At 62.4% G+C, this 21,496-nt stretch carries 13 protein-coding genes and 3 tRNA genes; 12 read left to right on the forward strand and 4 right to left on the reverse strand.

Annotated features, from left to right (window positions below):
• The first annotated feature begins 94 nt into the window (after positions 1-94).
• The 6 genes from lon to ACP7D4_RS18850 all read left to right on the forward strand — a co-directional run bounded on the left by lon (position 95) and on the right by ACP7D4_RS18850 (position 5,252).
• On the forward strand, positions 95-2,515 hold the full coding sequence (gene lon / locus ACP7D4_RS18825; protein ID WP_426106980.1) for an endopeptidase La: 2,421 nt from the start codon (positions 95-97) through the stop codon (positions 2,513-2,515).
• Positions 2,516-2,644: 129 nt separating this feature from the next.
• On the forward strand, positions 2,645-2,917 hold the full coding sequence (locus tag ACP7D4_RS18830; RefSeq protein WP_426106981.1) for an HU family DNA-binding protein: 273 nt from the start codon (positions 2,645-2,647) through the stop codon (positions 2,915-2,917).
• 66 nt (positions 2,918-2,983) lie between these two features.
• Positions 2,984-3,059 (forward strand) — tRNA-Val (locus ACP7D4_RS18835).
• A 26-nt stretch (positions 3,060-3,085) separates the two neighbouring features.
• Positions 3,086-3,162: transfer RNA gene (locus tag ACP7D4_RS18840), tRNA-Asp, on the forward strand.
• An 18-nt stretch (positions 3,163-3,180) separates the two neighbouring features.
• Positions 3,181-3,257 (forward strand) — tRNA-Asp (locus tag ACP7D4_RS18845).
• A 90-nt stretch (positions 3,258-3,347) separates the two neighbouring features.
• A complete protein-coding gene (locus ACP7D4_RS18850; protein ID WP_426210683.1) occupies positions 3,348-5,252 on the forward strand; it encodes a SurA N-terminal domain-containing protein in 1,905 nt (634 codons plus the stop codon).
• Between the two features lie 234 nt (positions 5,253-5,486).
• Here the strand turns inward: ACP7D4_RS18850 and mnmH are convergent, their stop codons facing one another.
• Together mnmH and ACP7D4_RS18860 are read right to left on the reverse strand one after the other, a co-directional pair.
• Positions 5,487-6,554: a tRNA 2-selenouridine(34) synthase MnmH gene (gene mnmH / locus ACP7D4_RS18855; protein ID WP_426106984.1), complete on the reverse strand. Its 1,068-nt coding sequence runs from the start codon at positions 6,552-6,554 to the stop codon at positions 5,487-5,489.
• Positions 6,551-7,180 carry an arylesterase gene (locus tag ACP7D4_RS18860; protein ID WP_426106985.1) on the reverse strand — a complete coding sequence of 210 codons (630 nt, stop codon included), beginning with the start codon at positions 7,178-7,180 and terminating at the stop codon, positions 6,551-6,553. Before ACP7D4_RS18860 ends, mnmH begins: the two co-directional genes overlap by 4 nt.
• On the opposite strand from ACP7D4_RS18860, the gene ACP7D4_RS18865 reads away from it, so the two are divergent.
• Positions 7,179-7,895, forward strand: a complete 717-nt coding sequence (locus ACP7D4_RS18865; protein WP_426210684.1) for an ABC transporter ATP-binding protein — start codon at positions 7,179-7,181, stop codon at positions 7,893-7,895. The genes ACP7D4_RS18860 and ACP7D4_RS18865 overlap by 2 nt on opposite strands.
• A 213-nt stretch (positions 7,896-8,108) precedes the next feature.
• Here ACP7D4_RS18865 and ACP7D4_RS18870 read toward each other — a convergent pair whose 3' ends face one another.
• Positions 8,109-9,569, reverse strand: a complete 1,461-nt coding sequence (locus ACP7D4_RS18870) for an NAD(P)H-hydrate dehydratase (RefSeq protein ID WP_426210686.1) — start codon at positions 9,567-9,569, stop codon at positions 8,109-8,111.
• Positions 9,570-9,642: 73 nt separating this feature from the next.
• Here ACP7D4_RS18870 and ACP7D4_RS18875 point away from each other — a divergent pair, with 73 nt between their 5' ends.
• Together ACP7D4_RS18875 and ACP7D4_RS18880 are read left to right on the forward strand one after the other, a co-directional pair.
• Positions 9,643-13,248, forward strand: a complete 3,606-nt coding sequence (locus tag ACP7D4_RS18875; protein ID WP_426210687.1) for a hydantoinase B/oxoprolinase family protein — start codon at positions 9,643-9,645, stop codon at positions 13,246-13,248.
• Positions 13,249-13,319: 71 nt separating this feature from the next.
• The gene (locus ACP7D4_RS18880) at positions 13,320-14,126 is read left to right on the forward strand and encodes a hypothetical protein (protein WP_426210688.1); all 807 of its coding nucleotides are present in this window, start codon (positions 13,320-13,322) and stop codon (positions 14,124-14,126) included.
• Between the two features lie 27 nt (positions 14,127-14,153).
• Here the strand turns inward: ACP7D4_RS18880 and ACP7D4_RS18885 are convergent, their stop codons facing one another.
• The gene (locus ACP7D4_RS18885; RefSeq protein WP_426210690.1) at positions 14,154-15,779 is read right to left on the reverse strand and encodes a tetratricopeptide repeat protein; all 1,626 of its coding nucleotides are present in this window, start codon (positions 15,777-15,779) and stop codon (positions 14,154-14,156) included.
• Positions 15,780-15,984: 205 nt separating this feature from the next.
• Between ACP7D4_RS18885 and purL the strand changes: the two genes are divergently transcribed.
• From purL to ACP7D4_RS18900, 3 genes are all read left to right on the forward strand, one after another.
• Positions 15,985-20,040 (forward strand): phosphoribosylformylglycinamidine synthase, encoded by a 4,056-nt coding sequence (gene purL / locus ACP7D4_RS18890; protein WP_426210692.1) that lies wholly within the window; start codon positions 15,985-15,987, stop codon positions 20,038-20,040.
• The gene (locus tag ACP7D4_RS18895) at positions 19,998-20,795 is read left to right on the forward strand and encodes a hypothetical protein (RefSeq protein WP_426210693.1); all 798 of its coding nucleotides are present in this window, start codon (positions 19,998-20,000) and stop codon (positions 20,793-20,795) included. Before purL ends, ACP7D4_RS18895 begins: the two co-directional genes overlap by 43 nt.
• A gap of 116 nt (positions 20,796-20,911) precedes the next feature.
• Positions 20,912-21,457, forward strand: coding sequence for an esterase/lipase family protein (locus tag ACP7D4_RS18900; RefSeq protein ID WP_426210695.1), 546 nt, complete (start codon positions 20,912-20,914; stop codon positions 21,455-21,457).
• Positions 21,458-21,496: the final 39 nt, after the last annotated feature.

Here is a 21,496-nt window from a genome sequence, read left to right on the forward strand (position 1 = left end):
GTTTAAACGACTTGTAGAAAATATTTTTATTCGCCGGTCTTGTGTTTCGGCAGTGAGTGCCAACATCGTAAACACGCTTTCTATAAGGTATGCCATGACAACTTCCAAATTAACCGAGCAAACGACGCTGCCGTTACTGCCGTTGCGCGACGTGGTCGTCTTCCCGCATATGGTGATACCACTGTTCGTCGGCCGTCCGAAGTCGATCAAGGCGCTTGAGGCCGCGATGGAGCAAGGCAAGAGCATCATGCTTGCCGCCCAAAAGGCAGCCGCCAAGGATGAGCCATCCGCCTCCGATATCTACGAAATCGGTTGCGTGGCCAACATTCTCCAGATGCTCAAGCTTCCCGACGGCACCGTCAAGGTGCTGGTCGAGGGCGCCCAGCGCGCGCGTATCAATCACATCAGCGATACGTCGGCGCACTTCATTGCGGACCTGACCCCGCTCGAATCGGAAATCGGCGACGATTCCGAAGTCGAAGCGATGCGCCGGGCCATCGTTCAACAGTTTGACCAGTACGTCAAACTGAATAAAAAAATCCCACCCGAGATTCTCGCATCGCTCGCCGGTATTGACGACGCAGGCCGCCTGGCCGATACGGTCGCCGCGCACCTGCCGCTCAAGCTCGAGCAAAAGCAAGTGATCCTGGAAATCTTTAACGTCGCCAAGCGCCTCGAGCATCTGCTCGGCCAGCTGGAAGGCGAACTCGATATCTTGCAGGTTGAAAAGCGCATCCGCGGCCGCGTCAAGCGCCAGATGGAAAAGTCGCAGCGCGAGTACTACCTGAACGAGCAGGTCAAGGCCATCCAGAAGGAATTGGGCGAGGGCGAAGACGGCGCCGACATCGACGAACTCGAGAAGAAAGTGATTGCCGCCAAGATGCCGAAAGAGGCACTCGACAAGGCAACCAACGAACTCAAGAAGTTGAAGCTGATGTCGCCGATGTCCGCCGAAGCGACCGTCGTGCGCAACTACATCGACACCCTGGTCAATCTGCCGTGGAAGAAAAAGTCCAAGGTCAACAACGACCTGGAAAACGCAGAGAAAGTCCTCGAGGGCGATCACTACGGCCTCGACAAGGTGAAAGAACGCATTCTGGAATACCTCGCGGTCCAGCAACGCGTCGACAAGCTCAAAGCACCGATCCTGTGCTTTGTGGGGCCTCCCGGCGTGGGTAAAACCTCGCTTGGTCAGTCCATCGCGCGTGCCACGAACCGCAAGTTCGTGCGCATGGCGCTGGGCGGCGTGCGCGACGAAGCCGAGATCCGGGGCCACCGCCGTACCTATATCGGCTCGATGCCGGGCAAGGTATTGCAGTCGCTGTCGAAAGTTGGCGTACGCAACCCGTTGTTCCTGTTAGATGAGATCGACAAGATGGGCGCGGACTTCCGCGGCGATCCTTCGTCGGCCCTGCTTGAAGTGCTGGACCCGGAACAGAACCATACGTTCTCGGACCATTACATCGAAGTGGACTTCGACTTGTCGGACGTAATGTTCGTGGCGACCTCGAACTCGTACAACATTCCGCCGGCGCTGCTGGACCGGATGGAAGTGATCCGCCTGTCGGGTTACACCGAGGATGAAAAGACCAGCATTGCGCAGCGTTACTTGCTGCCCAAGCAGATCAAGGCCAACGGTCTGAAGGAAGAAGAGATCAAGGTCGAGGAAGTCGCCATTCGCGACATCATCCGTTACTACACCCGGGAAGCCGGCGTGCGTTCACTCGAGCGTGAAATCTCGAAGATCTGCCGCAAGGTCGTCAAGATGCTGCTGACTAAAAAGGCCGACAAAAAGGTCCTCGTCAATGGCAAGAACATCGACAAGTTCCTTGGCGTGCGCCGTTACGACTTTGGCGTGGCGGAAAAGGAAAACCAGGTGGGCCAGGTGGTCGGCCTTGCATGGACCGAAGTGGGCGGCGACTTGCTGACCATCGAGGCGGTCCAAATGCCGGGCAAGGGCGGCGTGATTCGCACCGGTACCCTGGGCGACGTGATGAAAGAGTCGATCGAAGCGGCCCGTACGGTGGTGCGTTCGCGCGCCAATCGCCTGGGTATCCGTAACGACGTGTTTGAGAAATCCGACATTCACATCCACGTGCCGGAAGGCGCGACACCGAAGGACGGTCCGTCCGCCGGTATCGCCATGACCACCGCGCTGGTGTCGGTCTTTACGGGCATTCCGGTACGCGCCGACGTGGCGATGACGGGCGAAATCACGCTGCGCGGCGAAGTATTGCCGATCGGCGGACTGAAAGAGAAGCTGCTGGCGGCGCATCGCGGCGGCATCAAAACAGTCTTGATTCCCGAGCAAAACGTCAAGGACCTGGCCGATATTCCGGACAACGTCAAGAACAAGCTCGAAATCGTTCCGGTACGCTGGATCGACAAGGTGCTTGAAATTGCTCTGGAACGCATGCCGACGCCCGTGGTTGATTTGCCGGCCGTGGCCGTGGCACCGGCCGCAGCAGCCGCCGACGGTGCTGCCGCAGCAAGTACCGATGTCGTCAAGCACTAACTGCTAATTGTTGGTCAACGACAAGCGCCTTCGGGCGCTTGTTTGTTTTTGGCTTGACACATCTGTGGGCGGCTTGTTTAATACGCTGCTGCGGTATTTCCTGCCGCAATTTCAAGCAATGGGGCACACGTGAATAAAACAGAATTAATCGAAGAAATCGCCAAGTCGGCAGACATTACCAAGGCTTCGGCCACGCGCGCGCTCGACGCCGTGATCGAAGCGGTCACCAAGAGCTTGCGCGAGAACGACAGCGTGACCCTGGTCGGCTTTGGTACCTTCTCGGTCGGCGAGCGGGCGGCGCGCGAAGGGCGCAACCCGCGCACCAAGGAAGCGATCCAGATCGCTGCCGCCAAAGTCCCGAAATTTAAAGCTGGCAAAGCGCTCAAGGATGCAGTAAACTAATGTCCTTCAGCGAGGTGACAATCGCTGGAAAATGTTTGGAGGCACCCAAGTAAGTCGTTGATGCTTGGGCGCTTAGCTCAGTTGGTAGAGCGGAGCCCTTACAAGGCTTAGGTCGGGAGTTCGAGCCTCTCAGCGCCCACCACCAGACATGCAATACCCGTATTTTGAGGAGTGGTAGTTCAGTTGGTTAGAATACCGGCCTGTCACGTCGGGGGTCGCGGGTTCGAGTCCCGTCCGCTCCGCCAACAAAATGCACAGATTCAGGAGTGGTAGTTCAGTTGGTTAGAATACCGGCCTGTCACGTCGGGGGTCGCGGGTTCGAGTCCCGTCCGCTCCGCCAGCTTAAAGAAAAAGGGCGAACGAGAGTTCGCCTTTTTTTTCGTTTGCGTTTTAATTGCTGCTTTTTGCTTACCTTTTCGAATTGGCTCACATGTTTGAATTTATTCGCACGCACAAAAAATGGATGCAGGTACTGCTGGCATTGCTGATCATTCCGTCGTTCGTTGTCGTCGGTGTCAGCAGCTACGGTGGCGGCGGTGGCCCGGCGATGGAAGAAGTGGCCAATGTGGGCGGCCAGAAGGTCACCCAGCTGGATCTGGACGAAGCCCAGCGCCAGCAGCTCGACCGCGCGCGCTCCGCGATGGGCGAGCGTTTCAACGCCAAGGAATTCGAAACGCCTGAAGCGAAGCAGGCAGTGCTGGACAACCTGGTGTCCCAGCGTGCGCTCGACGCCGAACTGCGCGCCAGCCACATGACGGTCAGCGATGAAGTCTTGATGAAGGAAATCGGCAAGATCGAGGCCTTCAAGAAGCCCGACGGCAGCTTTGACCTCGATGGCTACAAGGCTTTGCTGGCAGCGCAGGGCATGCGTCCTACCCAGTTTCAAGAGCAGATGCGGCGCGACCTCGCGCTGCAGCAGCTCAACACCGCCATTCAGAGCAGTGCTTTTGCGCCGCGCGCCGTTGCCGCGCGCCTGTCGGAAATCGCCGACCAGGAACGCGAAGTACAAGAGCTGGTGTTCCCGGCCTCCGATTTTGTCGCGCAGGTTCAGGTCACGCCCGCGATGGTCAAGGCTTACTACGACAAGAATGCGCCGCTGTTTCAGATTCCCGAGCAGGTCAAGGCCGAGTACGTCGTGTTTGATGCCGCCGCCGTCGAGAAGCAGGTCACGGTCAGCGACGATGACGTTGCCGCGTACTACAAGGCCGAGCAGAAAAAGTTCACCACGCCGGAAGAGCGTCTTGCCAGTCATATCCTGATCAATGTGAAAGCGGGCGACGCGGCCCAAAACAGCGCCGCCAAGGCGAAAGCGGACGCCGTGCTGGCCGAAGTGCGCGCCGCGCCCGCCAACTTTGCCGCAATTGCCAAAACCCGTTCGGAAGACATCGCGTCGGCAGAACTGGGCGGCGACCTGGGTAATGTCGCCAGCGTCGACCCGCAACTGGCCGCCCCACTGCAAAAACTCAAGCAGGGCGAGGTTTCCTTGGTCGAAACCAGCTACGGTTACCACATCATCACCGTGACCAAGGTCACGCCCGCGGTCATCAAGCCGCTGGACGAAGTCAAGCTTGCGGTGGCTGCCGAACTCAAAAAGCAAAAGATGTCGAAGAAGTATTCGGAACTGGTCGAGACGTTCAATAATACCGTTGACGAGCAGAGCGAGAGCTTGAAGCCGGTGGCCGACAAGCTGGGCCTGACGGTCCAGGTGATCGAGCACCTGACGCGCACGCCATCGGCTGCACTGGGCGCCGTCCCGGCGAACAATGCCAAGTTCCTCAAGGCGCTGTTCTCGGCGGACTCGCTGAAGAACAAGCGCAACGTTGAAGCGGTGGAAGTGGCGCCTAGCGTGCTCGTCGCCGGCCGCGTGCTGGAGTACAAGCCGGCAGCAGCGCGGCCGCTGGCCGAAGTGGAAGCCGTCATCCGCCAGCGCGTAGCGCAGGAAGAAGCGACCAAGCTGGCGCAAAAAGCGGGCGCCGCCAAAATCGCTGCGGCCAAGCTGTCGGGCGACGCTGCAGGTTTCGGCGCGGCCAAAGTCGTCACGCGCAACAAGCCGCCAACGATTGCCCCTGCGGCGATGCTGGCGGTGCTCAAGGCCGATGTGACCAAGCTGCCAGCCTATGTCGGCGTCGATGTGCCGGGTGTGGGCTACGGCGTGTACCGCATTGGCAAGGTGACGCAGCCGGCGCAGGTTGATGTGGCACGCCGCAAGGCCGAGCAGGAGCAGATCGGCGGCGTCATCGCGCAGCAGGAAATGTACAGCTATATTGATGCGCTCAAGGTCAAGGCCAAGTCGAAGATCAAGCTCAAGCCAACCACGGTTGCCGACGCCAAGTAACCGGCACGGCACCATGAAAAAAACCCGGAAGCGAAAGCTGTCCGGGTTTTTTTATCGGTGCGACGAATGCGATATGAACAAAAGGCTTGCCGGCGGTGAAGCGCGCCCTGGCACCACATGAAGGTGTTGCCAAACGTTTTAGCAATAACCGGCAACCCAAAAATCGCGATATTTGATAGCCCGAAAACCAAACCGACATCGTCCTCGCGCAGGCGGGGACGATGTGGGGTGAGGTCACACTATTGGTGCTGCTGGATGTAAATAGCGCGCGGCGGCCATGAAATCATCGACCCCGATATCGTTCAACGCCAATATCTCCGCCTGGCCAAACTGCACAAAATTGCGGTCAATCGACTTCACATACGCCGGATCATAATGGTCCACCAAAAGATGGTCGACCAGCGCCGGCATCTGGCCGCCATTGGCCATCGACTTCCAGTCATCGATCTTGGCGCGTCCGTGCAGCTTGACCAGGCATTCAAGCTGCGTATTGAGCGTGTCCGGACTGTCGGTAAAATGATGGTAATCCTCCATCAGCAGGCGCACCCGGTTTGGCCGCGACAGCGTCAACGACACGCACGGCGAGAGCCGCATCTTGTCCATCACCGCGTCCGGCACGCGCAGGTTGCCCACCTTTTTGCTTTCCGACTCCACGAACACCGGCAGCGCCGGATCGAAACTGCGCATCTTGGCCCAGATCAGCGTCTCGAACATCTTTTGCGATGGCTGCGGCTGGCTGGGCAAATTGCCCAGCACCGAGCCGCGGTGCGCGGCCAGCTGTTCCAGGTCGAGCACCTGCGCGCCGATCGCGTCGAGCACTTCGAGCAGGCGGCTCTTGCCGCTGCCGGTGGTGCCGCAGATCACGCGGAACTGCTGCGCCGGCACCTCGGCCAGATCGCTGCTCACATGCGCGCGGTAGGCCTTGTAGCCGCCGTCAAGCTGGATCGCGGGCCAGCCGACTTTGGCCAGGATATGCGCCAGCGAACCGCTGCGGTTGCCCCCGCGCCAGCAGTAAATCAAGGGCTTCCAGTCGCGCGGCTTGTCCAGCCACAGCTCCTCAATGTGGCGCGCGATGTTCTTGGCCACCAGCGCCGCGCCCACTTTTTTCGCTTCGAAGGCGTTCACTTGCTTGTACAGCGTGCCGACGCGGACCCGCTCTTCGTCATGCAGCACGGGGCAATTGACCGCACCGGGAATGTGATCGAGCGCGTACTCGGACTCGCTGCGCGCGTCGATGATGCAGTCGAACTGGTCGAGCTGCGGAAGAATCTGGGTGAAATCGATCAGTGCCGGGTATTTCATTTCGCGTTGACCAATGCCAGAAATTGCGGCCAGATGTTGGCCAGGATGATCGGATGCGCCGTCGCGTTGGGGTGAAGCCGGTCGGCCTGGAACATGGCAGGGGTGTCGGCCACGCCTTCGAGCATGAACGGCACCAGCGCCGCCTTCGATTGCGTCGACAGCTTTTTGTACATGCCATAAAAGCTCTCGGTGTAGCTGCGCCCATAGTTGGGCGGTACCCGAATGCCGACCAGCAGCACGCGCGCGCGGCTCTTCTGCGACTGCTCGATCATCGTGCGCAGGTTCGCTTCGGCTGCGGCCACGGGCTGGCCGCGCAGACCATCGTTGGCGCCCAGTTCAATGATGACCAGGTCGGGATGGTGCTGCGTGAGCAGCGCAGGCAGGCGCGCACGACCGCCGCTGGTGGTCTCGCCGCTGATGCTGGCGTTGACGATGCGCGCATCGATCTTTTCCTTCCTGAGTCTTTGTTCGAGCAATGCGACCCAGCCGCTACCCCGGCTCAGACCGTATTCGGCAGACAGGCTGTCGCCGAGCACGAGCACGGTTTTTGGTGCAGAATAGGCGCTGCTTGATGCGGCCAGCAGCAGCCAGCCGCAGAGCGACCATTTATTGAGATAACTACGCATGCGTGACATTCCTGAAGCTTCCCATCGTTACGTGAACCAGACCGGCCAGGCGGCAGCCGCCATTGAAGTGATCGACCTCTCAAAACGGGTGGCCGACACCAGCGGCGAACTGACCATCCTGCACAGCGTGGATTTTACAGTGCAACCGGCCGAGACGCTCGCCATCGTTGGCGCGTCCGGGTCTGGCAAGTCCACCTTGCTCGGTTTGCTGGCCGGTCTCGATACGCCTTCCAGCGGCAAGGTGCTGCTGGGCGGGCAGGATATTTTCGCGCTGGACGAGGATGGGCGGGCGGGCCTGCGCAAGGCCAGGCTGGGATTCGTGTTCCAGTCGTTCCAGCTGCTGGCGCATTTGAGCGCGCTTGAAAACGTGATGCTGCCGCTCGAATTGCGTGGCGAGAGCGACGCCAAGGAGCGCGCGACGGCGATGCTGGGCAGGGTGGGGCTGTCGAGCCGGCTAAAGCACTATCCCAAGTATCTGTCGGGTGGCGAGCAGCAGCGCGTGGCGCTGGCGCGCGCGTTTGTCACGGAGCCGCCGCTGCTGTTTGCCGATGAACCTACCGGCAGCCTGGATGCGGCGACCGGCGAAGCGGTGATCCAGCTGATGTTCGAATTGAACCGCGAGCGCGGATCGACCTTGGTGCTGGTGACGCACGATCCGTCAATTGCTGCGCGCTGCGGGCGCACCATTACCATTGCGGCGGGCCGGTTGGTGTAGATGGCGTCGTCGGCGGCGCTTGGCGCAATGCACTGCGTTTTTCCGCCCTACGAAAATTGCCCGTTGCGTCGGGGTGTTTGGTGTAGATGGCGTCGTCGGCAGTGGATTTGGCCGGCCGCAGCGTCACCGTAGGGCGGAAAAACGCAGTGCATTCCGCCAACCGCGGTGTCACCGTAGGGCGGAAAAACGCAGTGCATTCCGCCAACCGCGGCGTCACCCTAACAACTGATTAAACACCGTCCGTACCGCCGCCGGCAGCTCGCCCGCCGTCATCCCGACCGGCCCCACGCCTTGCTGCACCAGCCAGTCGGCTGCGGCGCCGTGCATCCACACCGCCCCCAGCGCCGCTTCCCACGCCGGCCAGCCCTGCGCCAGCAAACTGCCGCACACACCCGCCAGCACGTCACCTGTGCCGCCTGTGGCCAAGCCAGGATTGCCGGTCGGGTTAATGACGGCAATCCCGCGCGCATCCGCAATCACGCTGCCCGATCCCTTGAGCACGACCACCGCGCCAAAACGCGCCGCAATCTCGCGCGCCGCGGCCAGCCGGTCACCCTGGACTACGCCGGCCGTCACGCCCAGCAGGCGCGCTGCCTCCAGCGGATGGGGCGTCATGATCGTGTCCGCCGCGCGGCTCGATAAATGCCCCTGCAAATCGGGACTGGCCGCAATCAGGTTGAGCGCGTCGGCATCGAGCACCAGCGGGGAGGGGCCGTCCAGCGCCTTGACCAACGCGCGGATGGCCGCGGCCGAGTCGCCCATGCCCGGCCCGAGCACCAGCGTGCTGGCCGCGCCGTTGAACGCGGCAGCGCTGCGAAACATGATCTCGGGCTGCATGCTGTCGTACGCCGACCCGGGGTCGAGACTGGCCACGAACACCCGCCCGGCGCCGGCGAACAGCGCCCCGCGCGCGGCCAGCACCGCCGCACCGGTCATGCCTGCCGCGCCGCCCACAATGGCAACGTCGCCAAAACTGCCCTTGTGCGAATTGTGCGAGCGCGGCGTCAACTGGGCCGCAAAGCAGGATGGGTCGTTGATGCCGGCGCTGGCCAGCGGCAGCGCGGCAATCTCCAGCGACGCTACCGTCACGACGCCGGCGTGATCGCGCCCTGAATTGGTATGCAGCCCCGGCTTGTCGCCAATAAAAGTGATGGTGCGCGTGGCGCGGATGGCAACGCCGTCTGGCCCGATCACGGCGCCAGTGTCGGCATCGAGTCCGCTCGGCACATCAAGCGCCAGCACGGCCACACCGAGTCGATTGACGGCCAGCGCAAGCTCGCGCGCGGCGCCCGTCAGCGCCCGCGCCAGGCCAATGCCAAACAGGCCGTCGAGCACCAGATCGCAATGCGCGGGAAGCTCGTCAATGAAAACGGCGTCGCCGTCGCGCGCCCGCTTGAGTGCGTGCGCCGTCTCCGGCGCGAGCTCGCCAGTGCCTGCCAGGTACAGCACGCTCACGTCAATGCCGGCCAGCGCCAGGTTGGCGGCAGCTTCCAGCGCGTCGCCGCCGTTGTTGCCAGGGCCGGCCAGCACCAGCACCGTACTGCCGGCGAGCATCGCCAGCGCGCAGTCGGCTGCGGCGCGGCCGGCGCGCTCCATCAGAACGCCGGCCGGGAGGCCCGCTGCGGCGGCCCGTTCAATGTCGCGAATCTCGGCAACGCTGTAAAGTGGTGTCATGTCGTTATTTTCCACACAAAGTTTCAGTTCGTTCGCTCTACAATAGCGCACACATTTCTACACGAGGCAGAACATGGATTGGCAATTCTGGATCGACCGCGGCGGCACCTTTACCGACATCGTGGCGCGCCGGCCCGACGGCAGCCTGCTGACCCACAAGCTGCTGTCCGAAAATCCGGAACAGTACCGCGACGCCGCCGTCGCCGGCATCCGCCACCTGCTCGGCATCGCCCCCGACGCGCCGATTCCCGTGCAAGCGATCGAAGCGGTCAAGATGGGCACCACGGTGGCCACCAACGCGCTGCTCGAGCGCAAGGGCGAACCGACCGCGCTGGCCATCACGCGCGGCTTTCGCGACGCGCTGCGCATAGCCTACCAGAACCGCCCGCGTTTGTTCGAGCGCCATATCGTGCTCCCCGAACTGCTCTACAGCCACGTGGTGGAAATCGATGAGCGCATCGGCGCCCACGGCGACGTCGTCACCGCCTTTGACGCTGTTGCCACGCGCGCCTCCTTGCAAGCGCTGTTCGACCAGGGCTTGCGCTCGCTGGCCATCGTCTTCATGCACGGCTACCGCTACACGCAGCATGAAGCGGCGGCGGCGGCCATTGCGCGCGCCATTGGTTTTACCCAGGTCTCGGTCTCGCATGAAGTCAGTCCCATGATGAAACTGGTCGCGCGCGGCGACACCACCGTGGTCGACGCCTATCTCTCGCCGATCTTGCGCCGCTACGTCGACCAGATCGCCGAACAGCTGCCCAACGTAAACCTGCAGTTCATGCAGTCCAATGGCGGGCTGACCAATGCGCGCACGTTCCAGGGCAAGGATAGTATTTTGTCCGGCCCGGCCGGCGGGATTGTCGGCATGGTGCGCGCCAGCGCCCTGGCCGGGTTCGAGCGCGTGATCGGCTTTGACATGGGCGGCACCTCCACCGACGTTTCGCATTTTTCCGGCGAATTTGAACGCGTGTTCGAGACCCAGGTCGCCGGCGTGCGCATGCGCGCGCCGATGATGAGCATCCATACCGTGGCCGCGGGCGGCGGCTCGATCCTGCATTTTGACGGCAGCCGCTATCGGGTGGGCCCCGACAGCGCGGGCGCCAACCCGGGGCCGGCCAGCTACCGGCGCGGCGGCCCGCTGGCGGTCACGGACTGCAACGTCATGCTGGGCAAAGTCCAGCCTGCGCATTTCCCGACGCTGTTCGGTCCCCAGGCCAATCAAACGCTCGACGCCGGCGCCGTGCGCGAACAATTTGCCGCGCTGGCCGCGCGGATCGGCCAGGCCACGGGCGCCACGCCCAGCCCGGAGCAGGTGGCCGACGGCTTCATCCAGATCGCGGTGGGCAATATGGCCAATGCGATCAAGCAGATCTCGGTGCAGCGCGGGCACGACGTGACGCACTACGCGCTCACCAGTTTTGGCGGCGCCGGCGGCCAGCATGCTTGCCTGGTGGCGGACGCTCTGGGCATGAAGACGGTGTTCGTCCATTCGCTCGCCGGCGTGATGTCGGCCTACGGCATGGGCCTGGCCGACCAGAGCGCGATGCGTGAGGCGGCTGTCGAAACGCGCCTTGATGATACGCCGTACGAGGCGCTGGCCGAGCGCTTGCGCGTGCTGGGAAACAGCGTGGTGCAGGAGCTTGAAAACCAGGGCGTGGCCATCGAGCGCATTGCGTTGGTGCGCCGCGTCCATCTGCGTTACGAAGGGACCGACTCGGCCATCATCGTACTCTTTGACGCTGCCGCGCAAATGACGCTGCAGTTTGAAGCCGCCTATAAAAAGCGCTTTTCCTTCCTGATGCCGGGCAAGGCACTGGTGGTTGAAGCGGTGTCGGTGGAAGCGATCGGCGCGTCCGACGCGCCACCCGAAACCGTGGCCGCCCCCGCTCCACGCCACGGTCCCTTGACGGAGCACGAAACGGTGCGCATGTACAGCGCCGGCGCCTGGCACCAGACAGCACTCTACAAACGCGCGGACATGCGCGTGGGCGACGTGCTTGCCGGCCCCGCCATCGTCGCCGAGGACAATGCGACCACCGTTATCGAACCAGGCTGGCAGGCAGCGGTCACGCCGCACAACCACCTGGTGCTCACGCGCGTCGCCGCGCTGCCCGAACGGCGGGCGATCGGCAGCACGGCCGACCCGGTGATGCTGGAGATTTTCAACAACCTGTTCATGTCGATTGCCGAGCAAATGGGCCTGCGGCTGCAGAACACCGCTTATTCGGTCAACATCAAAGAGCGGCTCGACTTTAGCTGCGCGCTGTTCGACGCGGCCGGCAACCTGATCGCCAACGCCCCGCACATGCCGGTGCACCTGGGTTCCATGGGCGAGAGCATCAAGACCGTGATGCTGGAAAACGCGGGCAAGATGCGCGCGGGGGACGTTTTCATGCTCAACGACCCGTACCACGGCGGCACCCACCTGCCCGACGTGACGGTCATTTCGCCCGTGTTCGATGAAGCGGGGCAGGTCATCCTGTTTTATGTCGGCTCGCGCGGCCACCACGCCGACATCGGCGGCACGACACCCGGTTCCATGCCGCCGGACTCGGTGACGATTGACCAGGAAGGCGTCTTGATCGACAACTTCAAGCTCGTTGACGGTGCCGATGGCTTGCTGCGCGACGCCCAGGCCCGTGCCTTGCTGGGCGCGGCGCGCTACCCGGCGCGCAATCCGGACCAGAACATGGCGGACTTGCGCGCTCAGGTTGCGGCCAACCAGAAGGGCGTTGACGAATTGCGCAAGATGGTGGCGCACTTCGGGCTGGACGTGGTGCAGGCCTACATGGGCCACGTGCAGGACAATGCCGAGGAAGCGGTGCGGCGCGTGATCACGGCGCTCAAAGATGGCAAGTTTACGGTCGAGCTCGATAATGGCGCCCGCATCCAGGTCGCGATCCGGGTCGACCGGGCAGAACGCAGCGCCGAGATCGACTTCACCGGCACTTCCGGCCAGCTGCCCAACAATTTCAACGCGCCGTCGGCCGTGTGCATGGCGGCCGTGCTGTACGTGTTTCGCACCCTGGTTGACGACGATATTCCGCTTAACGCCGGTTGCCTCAAACCGCTGCGCGTGATCATTCCGTCCGGCTCGATGCTCAATCCCCATTACCCGGCCTCGGTTGTCTCTGGCAATGTGGAAACGTCGACCTGCATCACCAACGCCTTATACGGCGCGCTCGGCGTGATGGCGGCGTCGCAGGGAACGATGAACAACTTTACCTTTGGCAACGCCAAATACCAGTATTACGAAACGATTTCCGGCGGCTCGGGCGCGGGGAAAGGCTTCGATGGCACCGACGTGGTGCAAACCAATATGACCAACTCGCGCCTGACCGATCCGGAAATCCTGGAATTTCGCTTTCCGGTCCGTCTGGAAAGCTATGCCATCCGCCATGGGTCCGGCGGGGCAGGGCGCTGGGCCGGCGGCAATGGTGGCGTGCGCAAGCTGCGCTTTCTGGAACCCATGATGGCGGCCATCTTGTCGAACAACCGGGTGCACGCGCCGTTCGGCATGGCCGGCGGCGAAGCGGGCGCCACGGGCGTGAACACGGTGCTGCGCGCCGATGGCAGCACCGAGCACCTGCCTCATATCGGCAAGACCGAGATGGCGGCCGGCGACACGTTTATCGTGGAAACACCAGGCGGCGGCGGTTACGGTTTCGCAGAGAAATAGCGCATTCGTGCACTGTAGCTTTGTATTATTGGCTACACTTGGGCCTGCACGACTAAACATAGGCGATTATTTTGGACCATAGCGAACATCCCCACGCTCACAAGCACGAGCCAACCCTTGCGCCGCAAGCGAACGTGCAGCCGGCGATCGATGCCGGCGAGATGCCGGCCTGGCTGAGTAATCAGAGCGCCGCGCCCACGGCGGGACAGCGCTGGGGCCGGCGCGTCATCTTCCTGGGCATCGCGCTGGTGACGATTGCCGTGGCGGCGGGCGCGACCATGCTCGCGCTCGATTTGTACGAGTCGAACAGTCCCATGGAAGTGGTGGCCGCCAATGCGTCGGCGCCGGCGCCAGCGCCGCCCTTGCTTGAAAAACGCGTGTCGAGCCTGCCGCCGCTGGTGATGTTGCCGCAAGAGGCAGTGCCCGCGCACAAGAAAGAAGAAACTGCCGCCGTGGCGCACCCGCAAGCGGTGGCCGAAACGCCCAAGCCGGCAGCACCAAGCGCTCCAGCGCCCGTTACGGCAAAGAAAGTGGAGAAGCCGGCCGCGCCGAGCGTGCATGCGCCAGCACCGGTTGTGGCAAAGAAAGTCGAAAAACCGGCCGCGCCGGCTGTTGTCGCCGCCAAGCCGGCCAAGAAAGTGGTGCCCAAGCCCACCATCGCGGCCGTGGCCAAAAAAGCAGCCATCATTGCAAAACGGGTAGCGACGCCCGCAGTGGCAAAGGTTCAGCCGCGCGCCAGGCCCATCAAGGGAACGATGCTGCAGCCGCCGCGCGAACGGGGGCTCGATCCTGCGTTCCAGGAGCCGCCGCGCCAGGCGGTGGACCGGCGCTGCCGCCCGGGGGAACTTGCGCGCGAGTGCGAGGAACGCACCCGCTGATCAGCGCGCTGCAGCGCGGCGGCAAGTTCAGCTCGATATGCCGTATTTGCGCTTGAGCCCGTTGTACTCGTCGAGCAAGGGCCCCACTTTCGGGTGGCGCGCATCGAGTTCGCGGATCGTGTCGATCTGGGTCCGGCCCACCTCCGCCAGACTGTGATCCCAGCCCAGCTCAGCAATCTGGCGCAAAATGCCGGCAGCCAGCGCGATCATCACTTCCAGGTTGCCCGGCGACTTGTGTAGTGCCTCGAGCAAGGTTTGCACCGCGCCCTTCAAGTCGCCCATATTCGCCTTTTCGGTCGCCACGCTGAGCAATTCTTGGGACTGCTGCTTGAGCTGAGCGCCCAGGCCCTCGGCAAGATCCTGGCGCCCGGCCTTGGCGAACACGGCCATGGCCTGCGGCAGCGTGATGTCGCTGTTGAAGTCGTTCATCACCGCCAGCATCACGTCCGACGCTTCCTTGTCCAGTTTGCTGGCAAGGCAGCTGCGCGCCAGTCCGATTTTTAGCGCGCTCGACAGACTGGCCGCGCTGCGCACGCCGCCGACGGCACTGGTCAGTTCGGTTTTCATGGCATCGTTGTTGCCGGCCGCTTCGTGCAGCATGGCGGTGGTGATCGCGCGGCAGATATCGGTGGTGGGGTTGCCGCGCAGTGATTTTTCCATGTCGCGGATGACCGCGCTGGCCTGCGCCGCATCGCCTTTTTTGATCAAGGTCTTGACCAGGTTGACGTGGTCTTCCGGATTGCGAAATTCCGAATACTTGGCTTTGGCCACCACCAGCTTGAACGATTTTTCGGCCGCCGCCATGTCGCCCGCTTCCATCGCCACCTCGCCCAGCGTGCGCAAGCGCCGCACCACGTGGGGCGAAATGGCGACCGCATTTTCGAGAATGCGCTGGGCGCCGGCGACGTCGCCCTCGGCCTGGCGGCAGCGCGCCAGCAGGTCGTAGGCCGCCATCAGCTTGGGATTGTCGACCACGAGCTTGCCCAGTACTTGCTCGGCGTCTTCTGTCTTGCCCTGGGCGAACAGCGTGCGTCCCAGCCCCAGTTGCGCCCAGCCGTAGGGCTTGATGGCCAGCACCGCACTGTACAGCTGCTCGGCTTCGGCCAGTTCGTTCAGGCTCACGTGCAACTCGGCGCGCAAGCGTATGAAGTCCGCGCCGTAGCGCGGGTTGGCCGTTTCGCCGCCCGCGCATGCCTTGATCGCTTCGCGCGGGTTGCCCTGGCCGATGGCCTGGTAGGCCGGCAAAAACGCATTGCGCCGCTCGATGGCGCGCGTGATGCGGTTGCTCAGCACGTCAACCGTGAACGGTTTCAGGATGTAATCGGTCGGCGTGAGTTCGGCCGCGCTGACCACCTTGCTGTAAATGCCTTCGGAGGTAATCATGATGAAGATGGTCAACAGGCCAATGAGCTTGTGGTGGCGCAGGTCTTCGAGCAACTGCTGGCCGTCCTGGCCGTCGGTGCCCCCGCCCAGATCGTATTCGCACAGGATGATGTCGTACGAGCGCCGGCCCAGCTGCTTGATGGCGGTGCCCGAGTTGACGGCGAATTCGACTTTGGAAATGTTGGCCTGCACCAGCATGTTTTGCAGGCTGCCCCGCATGCCGGGGTTGGGGTCGATCACCAATACCGACAAGTTGCTGTTATCTTGCATCGTTTTTTCCACTCTCGTATCCCCGTTGCCGGGGCGTTACCATCATTAACGGTTGGCATGCCAAAGTCTTGAAACTGTACGATACGCTATTGTCGCCGCCATCGGCAACAGGATGCTTCGCTGTCCATTGTGCAACGCGGTATAATGCCGCCCTAAAGGTTTCCACTTTAACCCGCAGCCACGCTGCATCAACCACCTCCCAACCATGTTGATTCTGCCGGGTTCTAACGCCCTGTCCGCATTTCGTAGCCATCGTCTCCTCGCCCAGCTGCAAGCCGTCAAGCCTGCAATCGTGGCCATCCAGGCGCGCTTTTATCATTTCATTGATTCCAGCGCAGCGCTGTCCAACGCCGACACAGGCCGCTTGACTGCCTTGTTGACCTATGGCGAAGCGGCCATCGAGACGGCGCACGACGGCGCCGTCGAGGCGTTTTTCGTCATACCCCGTTTCGGCACCATTTCGCCGTGGGCCTCGAAAGCGACCGACATCGCCCACAACTGCGGCATGGCGCACGTGCACCGCATCGAGCGCGGCGTCGCCTTTACGGTGGTGCTCAAGGGCGGCATTTTGGGCACCAGCATCGGCGCGGCCAAGCACTTCACGGCAGAAGAAACCGAGGCCGTGGCCGCGCTGCTGCACGACCGGATGACCGAAAGCGTGCTACGCAATGCAGACGACGCGGTGCATCTGTTTCGCGAACTGCAAGCCAAGCCGTTCGAGTCGATCGACGTGCTGGCCGCCGGCAAGCACGCGCTGGAAAAAGCCAATACCGACCTTGGCCTGGCCCTGTCGGACGATGAAATCGATTACCTGCTCGAAGCCTTCACCCGCGCCCAGCGCAACCCGACCGACGTTGAACTGATGATGTTCGCGCAGGCGAACAGCGAGCATTGCCGCCACAAGATCTTCAACGCCGACTTCATCGTCGACGGCGTGGCGCAGGACAAGTCGCTGTTCCAGATGATCAAGAACACCCACCAGTTGCAGCCGAAGGGGACCATCGTCGCCTACAGCGACAACTCGTCGATCATGGAAGGGGCCACCGTCACGCGCTTTTATCCGCGCGGCGAACAGCACGAATACGCGAGTTCGACCGAACTGACGCACACGCTGATGAAGGTCGAAACGCACAATCACCCGACCGCGATTTCCCCGTTCCCGGGTGCCTCTACCGGCGCCGGCGGTGAAATTCGCGACGAAGGCGCCACCGGCCGCGGCGCCAAGCCGAAAGCTGGCCTGGCCGGCTTTACGGTGTCGAACCTGATGATTCCCGGCTTTGTGCAGCCATGGGAAAACGCGGCCAGCGTCACCGCGCCGTTGCAGGAACGCGCCACTGCCACGACCACCCCGGCCTACGGCAAGCCGGACCGCATCGCCTCGCCCTTGCAGATCATGATCGAAGGCCCGCTTGGCGGCGCCGCGTTCAGCAACGAATTTGGCCGTCCTGTGTTGGGCGGGTACTTCCGCACCTATGAACAGAACGTCGGGCGTCTGGTTGCCGGCACGCCGGACACCGTGTACGGCTACCACAAGCCGATCATGATTGCCGGCGGCATTGGCAATATCTCGGGCCAGCACACGCACAAGAACGATATTCCCGTCGGCAGCCTGCTGGTGCAGCTGGGTGGGCCGGGCATGCGCATCGGCATGGGCGGCAGCGCCGCGTCGTCGATGGCGACCGGTACCAACACGGCCGACCTGGACTTCGACTCGGTCCAGCGCGGCAATCCTGAAATGGAACGGCGCGCGCAGGAAGTGATCAACCGCTGCTGGCAGATGGGCGCGGACAATCCGATCATCTCGATCCACGACGTGGGTGCCGGCGGCTTGTCGAACGCGTTCCCGGAAATTACCAACGACGCCAAGCGCGGCGCGATTTTCGACCTGCGCAAGATTCCGCTTGAAGAAAGCGGCATGGCGCCCAAGGAAATCTGGAGCAACGAGTCGCAGGAACGCTACGTGCTGGCCATCGCACCGGAAAGCCTGCTCTTGTTTACCGCCATGTGCGAGCGCGAACGCTGCCTGTTTGCCGCCGTCGGCGTGGCCACTGAAGAACGCCAGTTGAAACTGATCGATCCGGAACAGGGCAACTGCCCGGTCGACATGCCGATGGACGTTTTGCTGGGCAAGCCGCCCAAGATGTCGCGCGACGCCCACCATGTGCACAACGATTTCCCCGCCATCGACCTGACCGGCCTTGAGCTGGCCGATGTCGCCAAGCGCGTGCTGCTGCTGCCCACCGTGGCCGACAAATCATTCTTGATCACCATTGGCGACCGCACTGTCGGCGGCACTACCGTGCGCGACCAGATGGTTGGCCCGTGGCAGGTGCCGGTGGCCGACTGCGCCGTCACCGCCATGAGTTTTGAAGGCTACCTGGGCGAAGCGATGGCGATGGGCGAGCGCACGCCGCTGGCCGTCATCAACGCCGCCGCGTCGGGCCGCATGGCGGTGGGCGAAGCGGTGACCAACATCGCCGCCGCAGCGATTAACGATATCTCGGACATCAAGCTGTCCGCCAACTGGATGGCCGCCTGCGGCCAGCCGGGGCAGGATGCTGCCTTGTTCGACACCGTCAAGGCGATCGGCATGGAACTGTGCCCGGCGCTGGGCATCAGCATCCCGGTGGGCAAAGACTCGCTGTCGATGCGCACCACCTGGAAGGATGACGGCGACGCCAAGGCTGTTACGTCGCCCGTGTCGCTGATCGTCTCGTCGTTCGCGCCGGTGGCCGATATTCGCCGTTCGCTCACGCCGCAGATCAGGCAAGACGCGGGCGACACGGTGCTGATCGTGATCGACCTTGGGCGCGGCAAGAACCGCCTGGGCGCATCGGCCCTGTCGCTGGTGACCCAGCAGCTGGGCAACGAAGTACCGGACGTTGACAGCGCGGACGACCTGAAAGGTTTTTTTGCCGCGATCCAGAAGCTCAATATCGACGGCAAGCTGCTGGCGTATCACGACCGCTCCGACGGCGGCCTGTTCGCCACGCTGTGCGAGATGGCCTTTGCGGGCCGCAGCGGCCTGACCGTCAACCTGGACATCCTTACGCTCGAAGGCGAACATGCGGCCGACTGGGGCGACGCCAAGAACTGGACCGGCCAGGTGGCCGAGCGGCGCAACGACATGACGTTGCGCGCCTTGTTCAGCGAAGAACTGGGCGCCGTGATCCAGGTGCGCGCCGCCGACAAGACGCCCGTAATGAACGTGCTGCGCGAGTTCAACCTCGGCGCCTGCAGCCACATCATCGGCAAACCGAACGAGCGCGGCATGATTGAATTTACGCGCGACGCCAAGGTGATCTACAGCGAACAGCGCAGCGCCTTGCACCGCCTGTGGAGCGAGACGAGCTGGCGCATCGCGCGCCTGCGCGACAACCCGGCCTGCGCCGACGCCGAATACGATCGCCTGCAGGACGACACCGATCCTGGTATTTCGCCGGTGCTCACGTTCGACCCGAGCATCAATGTGGCAGCGCCGTTCGTCGCGAGCGGCGTGCGTCCGCGCGTGGCGATCCTGCGCGAGCAGGGCGTCAATTCGCATATCGAAACGGCGTGGGTCATGCACCAGGCCGGCTTTACGGCCGTTGACGTGCACATGAGCGACTTGATCGCCGGACGCGCCAGGCTGGACGACTTCCAGGGCGTGATCGCCGTGGGCGGTTTTTCGTATGGCGACGTACTGGGCGCGGGCGAAGGCTGGGCCAAGACCATCCTGTTCAACGACAAGCTGGTCGACCAGTTCGCGCGCTTTTTTGCCCGCAGCGACAGCTTTGGCCTGGGTGTGTGCAACGGTTGCCAGATGATGAGCAATTTGAAGTCCATCATTCCGGGCGCGCAGGCATGGCCCAAGTTCACGCGCAATAAATCGGAGCAGTTCGAGGCGCGCTTCGCAATGGTGGAAGTGCTCGACTCGCCATCGATTTTCTTTAGCGGCATGAGCGGGACCAAGACCGCGATCGCGATCGCGCACGGTGAAGGCTTTGCCGACTTCTCGCAAACCGGCGACATCGATGCCGCCGTCAAGGCGCTGCGCTATGTGGACAACCGGGGCGAGGCGACCGAAGCTTACCCCTACAATCCGAATGGTTCGCCGGCCGGTTTGACCGCGGTGACCACTGCCGACGGACGTTTTACAGTCATGATGCCGCATGCCGAGCGTGTATGTCGTTCAGTGCAGCAGTCGTGGCACCCCGAGTCGTGGGGCGAGGATTCGCCATGGATGCGCATGTTCCAGAACGCGCGCAAGTGGGTTGGCTAAACGCCGGCGCAGCAAATACGCTGGTGCTGGCGGCGTTGGCTGCCAGCAGCGGCGCCGCCGTTGCCGCCAATACGCTGTGCACGCCGCTGCTGGTGGCCAGCACGGCGTCGAAGTTTAAGCATGATCCGCCCCGGACAGAGATGCAGGCGTGCCGCGCCTTGCCGGCCATGCCGGGCCACGCCGTCGTTGCGCTGGCATTTCGCCGCGCCGACTCGGTGGGCGAGGGTGATGACGGTAGCTACGATATCGACCTGGCGATCGTCAAGGCAGATGGGACCGTGGTAAGGCGCATGCGCCATGACAGTGCTTTCGAGTCCGATGCCTTGCGTTTTTCAGGGCTCTCAATCGACACTGGGCGCTACGACCTGGCGCCGCGCGTTCGCGCCTTTGGCGTGCGCATCAATCATGCGTCGTCGTCGCGCGCCAATCCTGGTTCGTACCAGGCGCTGTCTTTGTACATTGATACCGGCAAGGAGCTGCGCCAGGTTCTTGGCCCGCTGCAGACGCAGGCGAACCAGGGCGAATGGGACACGCAGTGCGCGGGGAGTTTTTCGACCAGCGCGGCGACGATTGATCTTGCGCTCACTTCCACCAAAGGTTTTCGTGACCTGGTGGTGACTTCCAGGGAAAGCGTCGAGGCGGCGCGCCAGAGTGCCGGCGAGTGCCTGCAGACGACAGGCAAGCCGACAAGCGGCAAGCTCGTCTTGCGCTATAACGGTCGGCACTACCCAAGCCCAGCGCCACGCGGGTTCTGAGGTGCAGTGGAACGTTTAGGTGCAGCTGAGCGTAACGGTTCTTATGGGGACCGTGTGCCGTCGAGTACAATCGACCGGGACTGGTGGGCCGCCGCTCACCCCTTCGAATCCGAGATATGAAAATATTATTTGTCCATGGTATGGGCGCCACACCTTTTGACTGCTTTCCTACCTTCGTGCGCTTAAGGAGGCTTGGGTACAAAACGGCTACATTTTCTTATTTTTTGTCTTTTCAAAACCTGGATTCAATCAAAAGCCGGCTGTTGAACTGCTTTGCCGAGACAGCGGCCGAAGGGGAATATGCGGTGATAGGTCATTCCTTGGGCGGGATACTCGTGCGGGATATTTTGATGAAGCTACCCGCTGCAATTAAAAAACCAAAATACCTTTTTTTGCTTGGCTCGCCAATGATCGCGACACAGGTGAATAAACGCTTCAGCAGGTATGGGGTCTACAAACTTCTTTTTGGCCAACGTGGCCAACTCGTGCCCTCCGATGAGCGCATGCAAGTGATCGGCACACCGCCAATCCCCACGACCTGTGTCGTGGGTACCAAAGGATTCAGCGGTCGCCGCTCGCCGTTCCCCCTGTGTCAGACTACTTGTCGGGTGTGTTTTTTGAACAAATTATGTCCTGATCTTGGTTGTTGTGGTGGAATTTAGGGTTCGTTCTTGTGCTTTATTTCTAACATCGTTTCCGGG

The sequence above is a fragment of the Massilia sp. TWP1-3-3 genome (assembly GCF_049897805.1).
Lineage (GTDB): Bacteria > Pseudomonadota > Gammaproteobacteria > Burkholderiales > Burkholderiaceae_D > Telluria_A.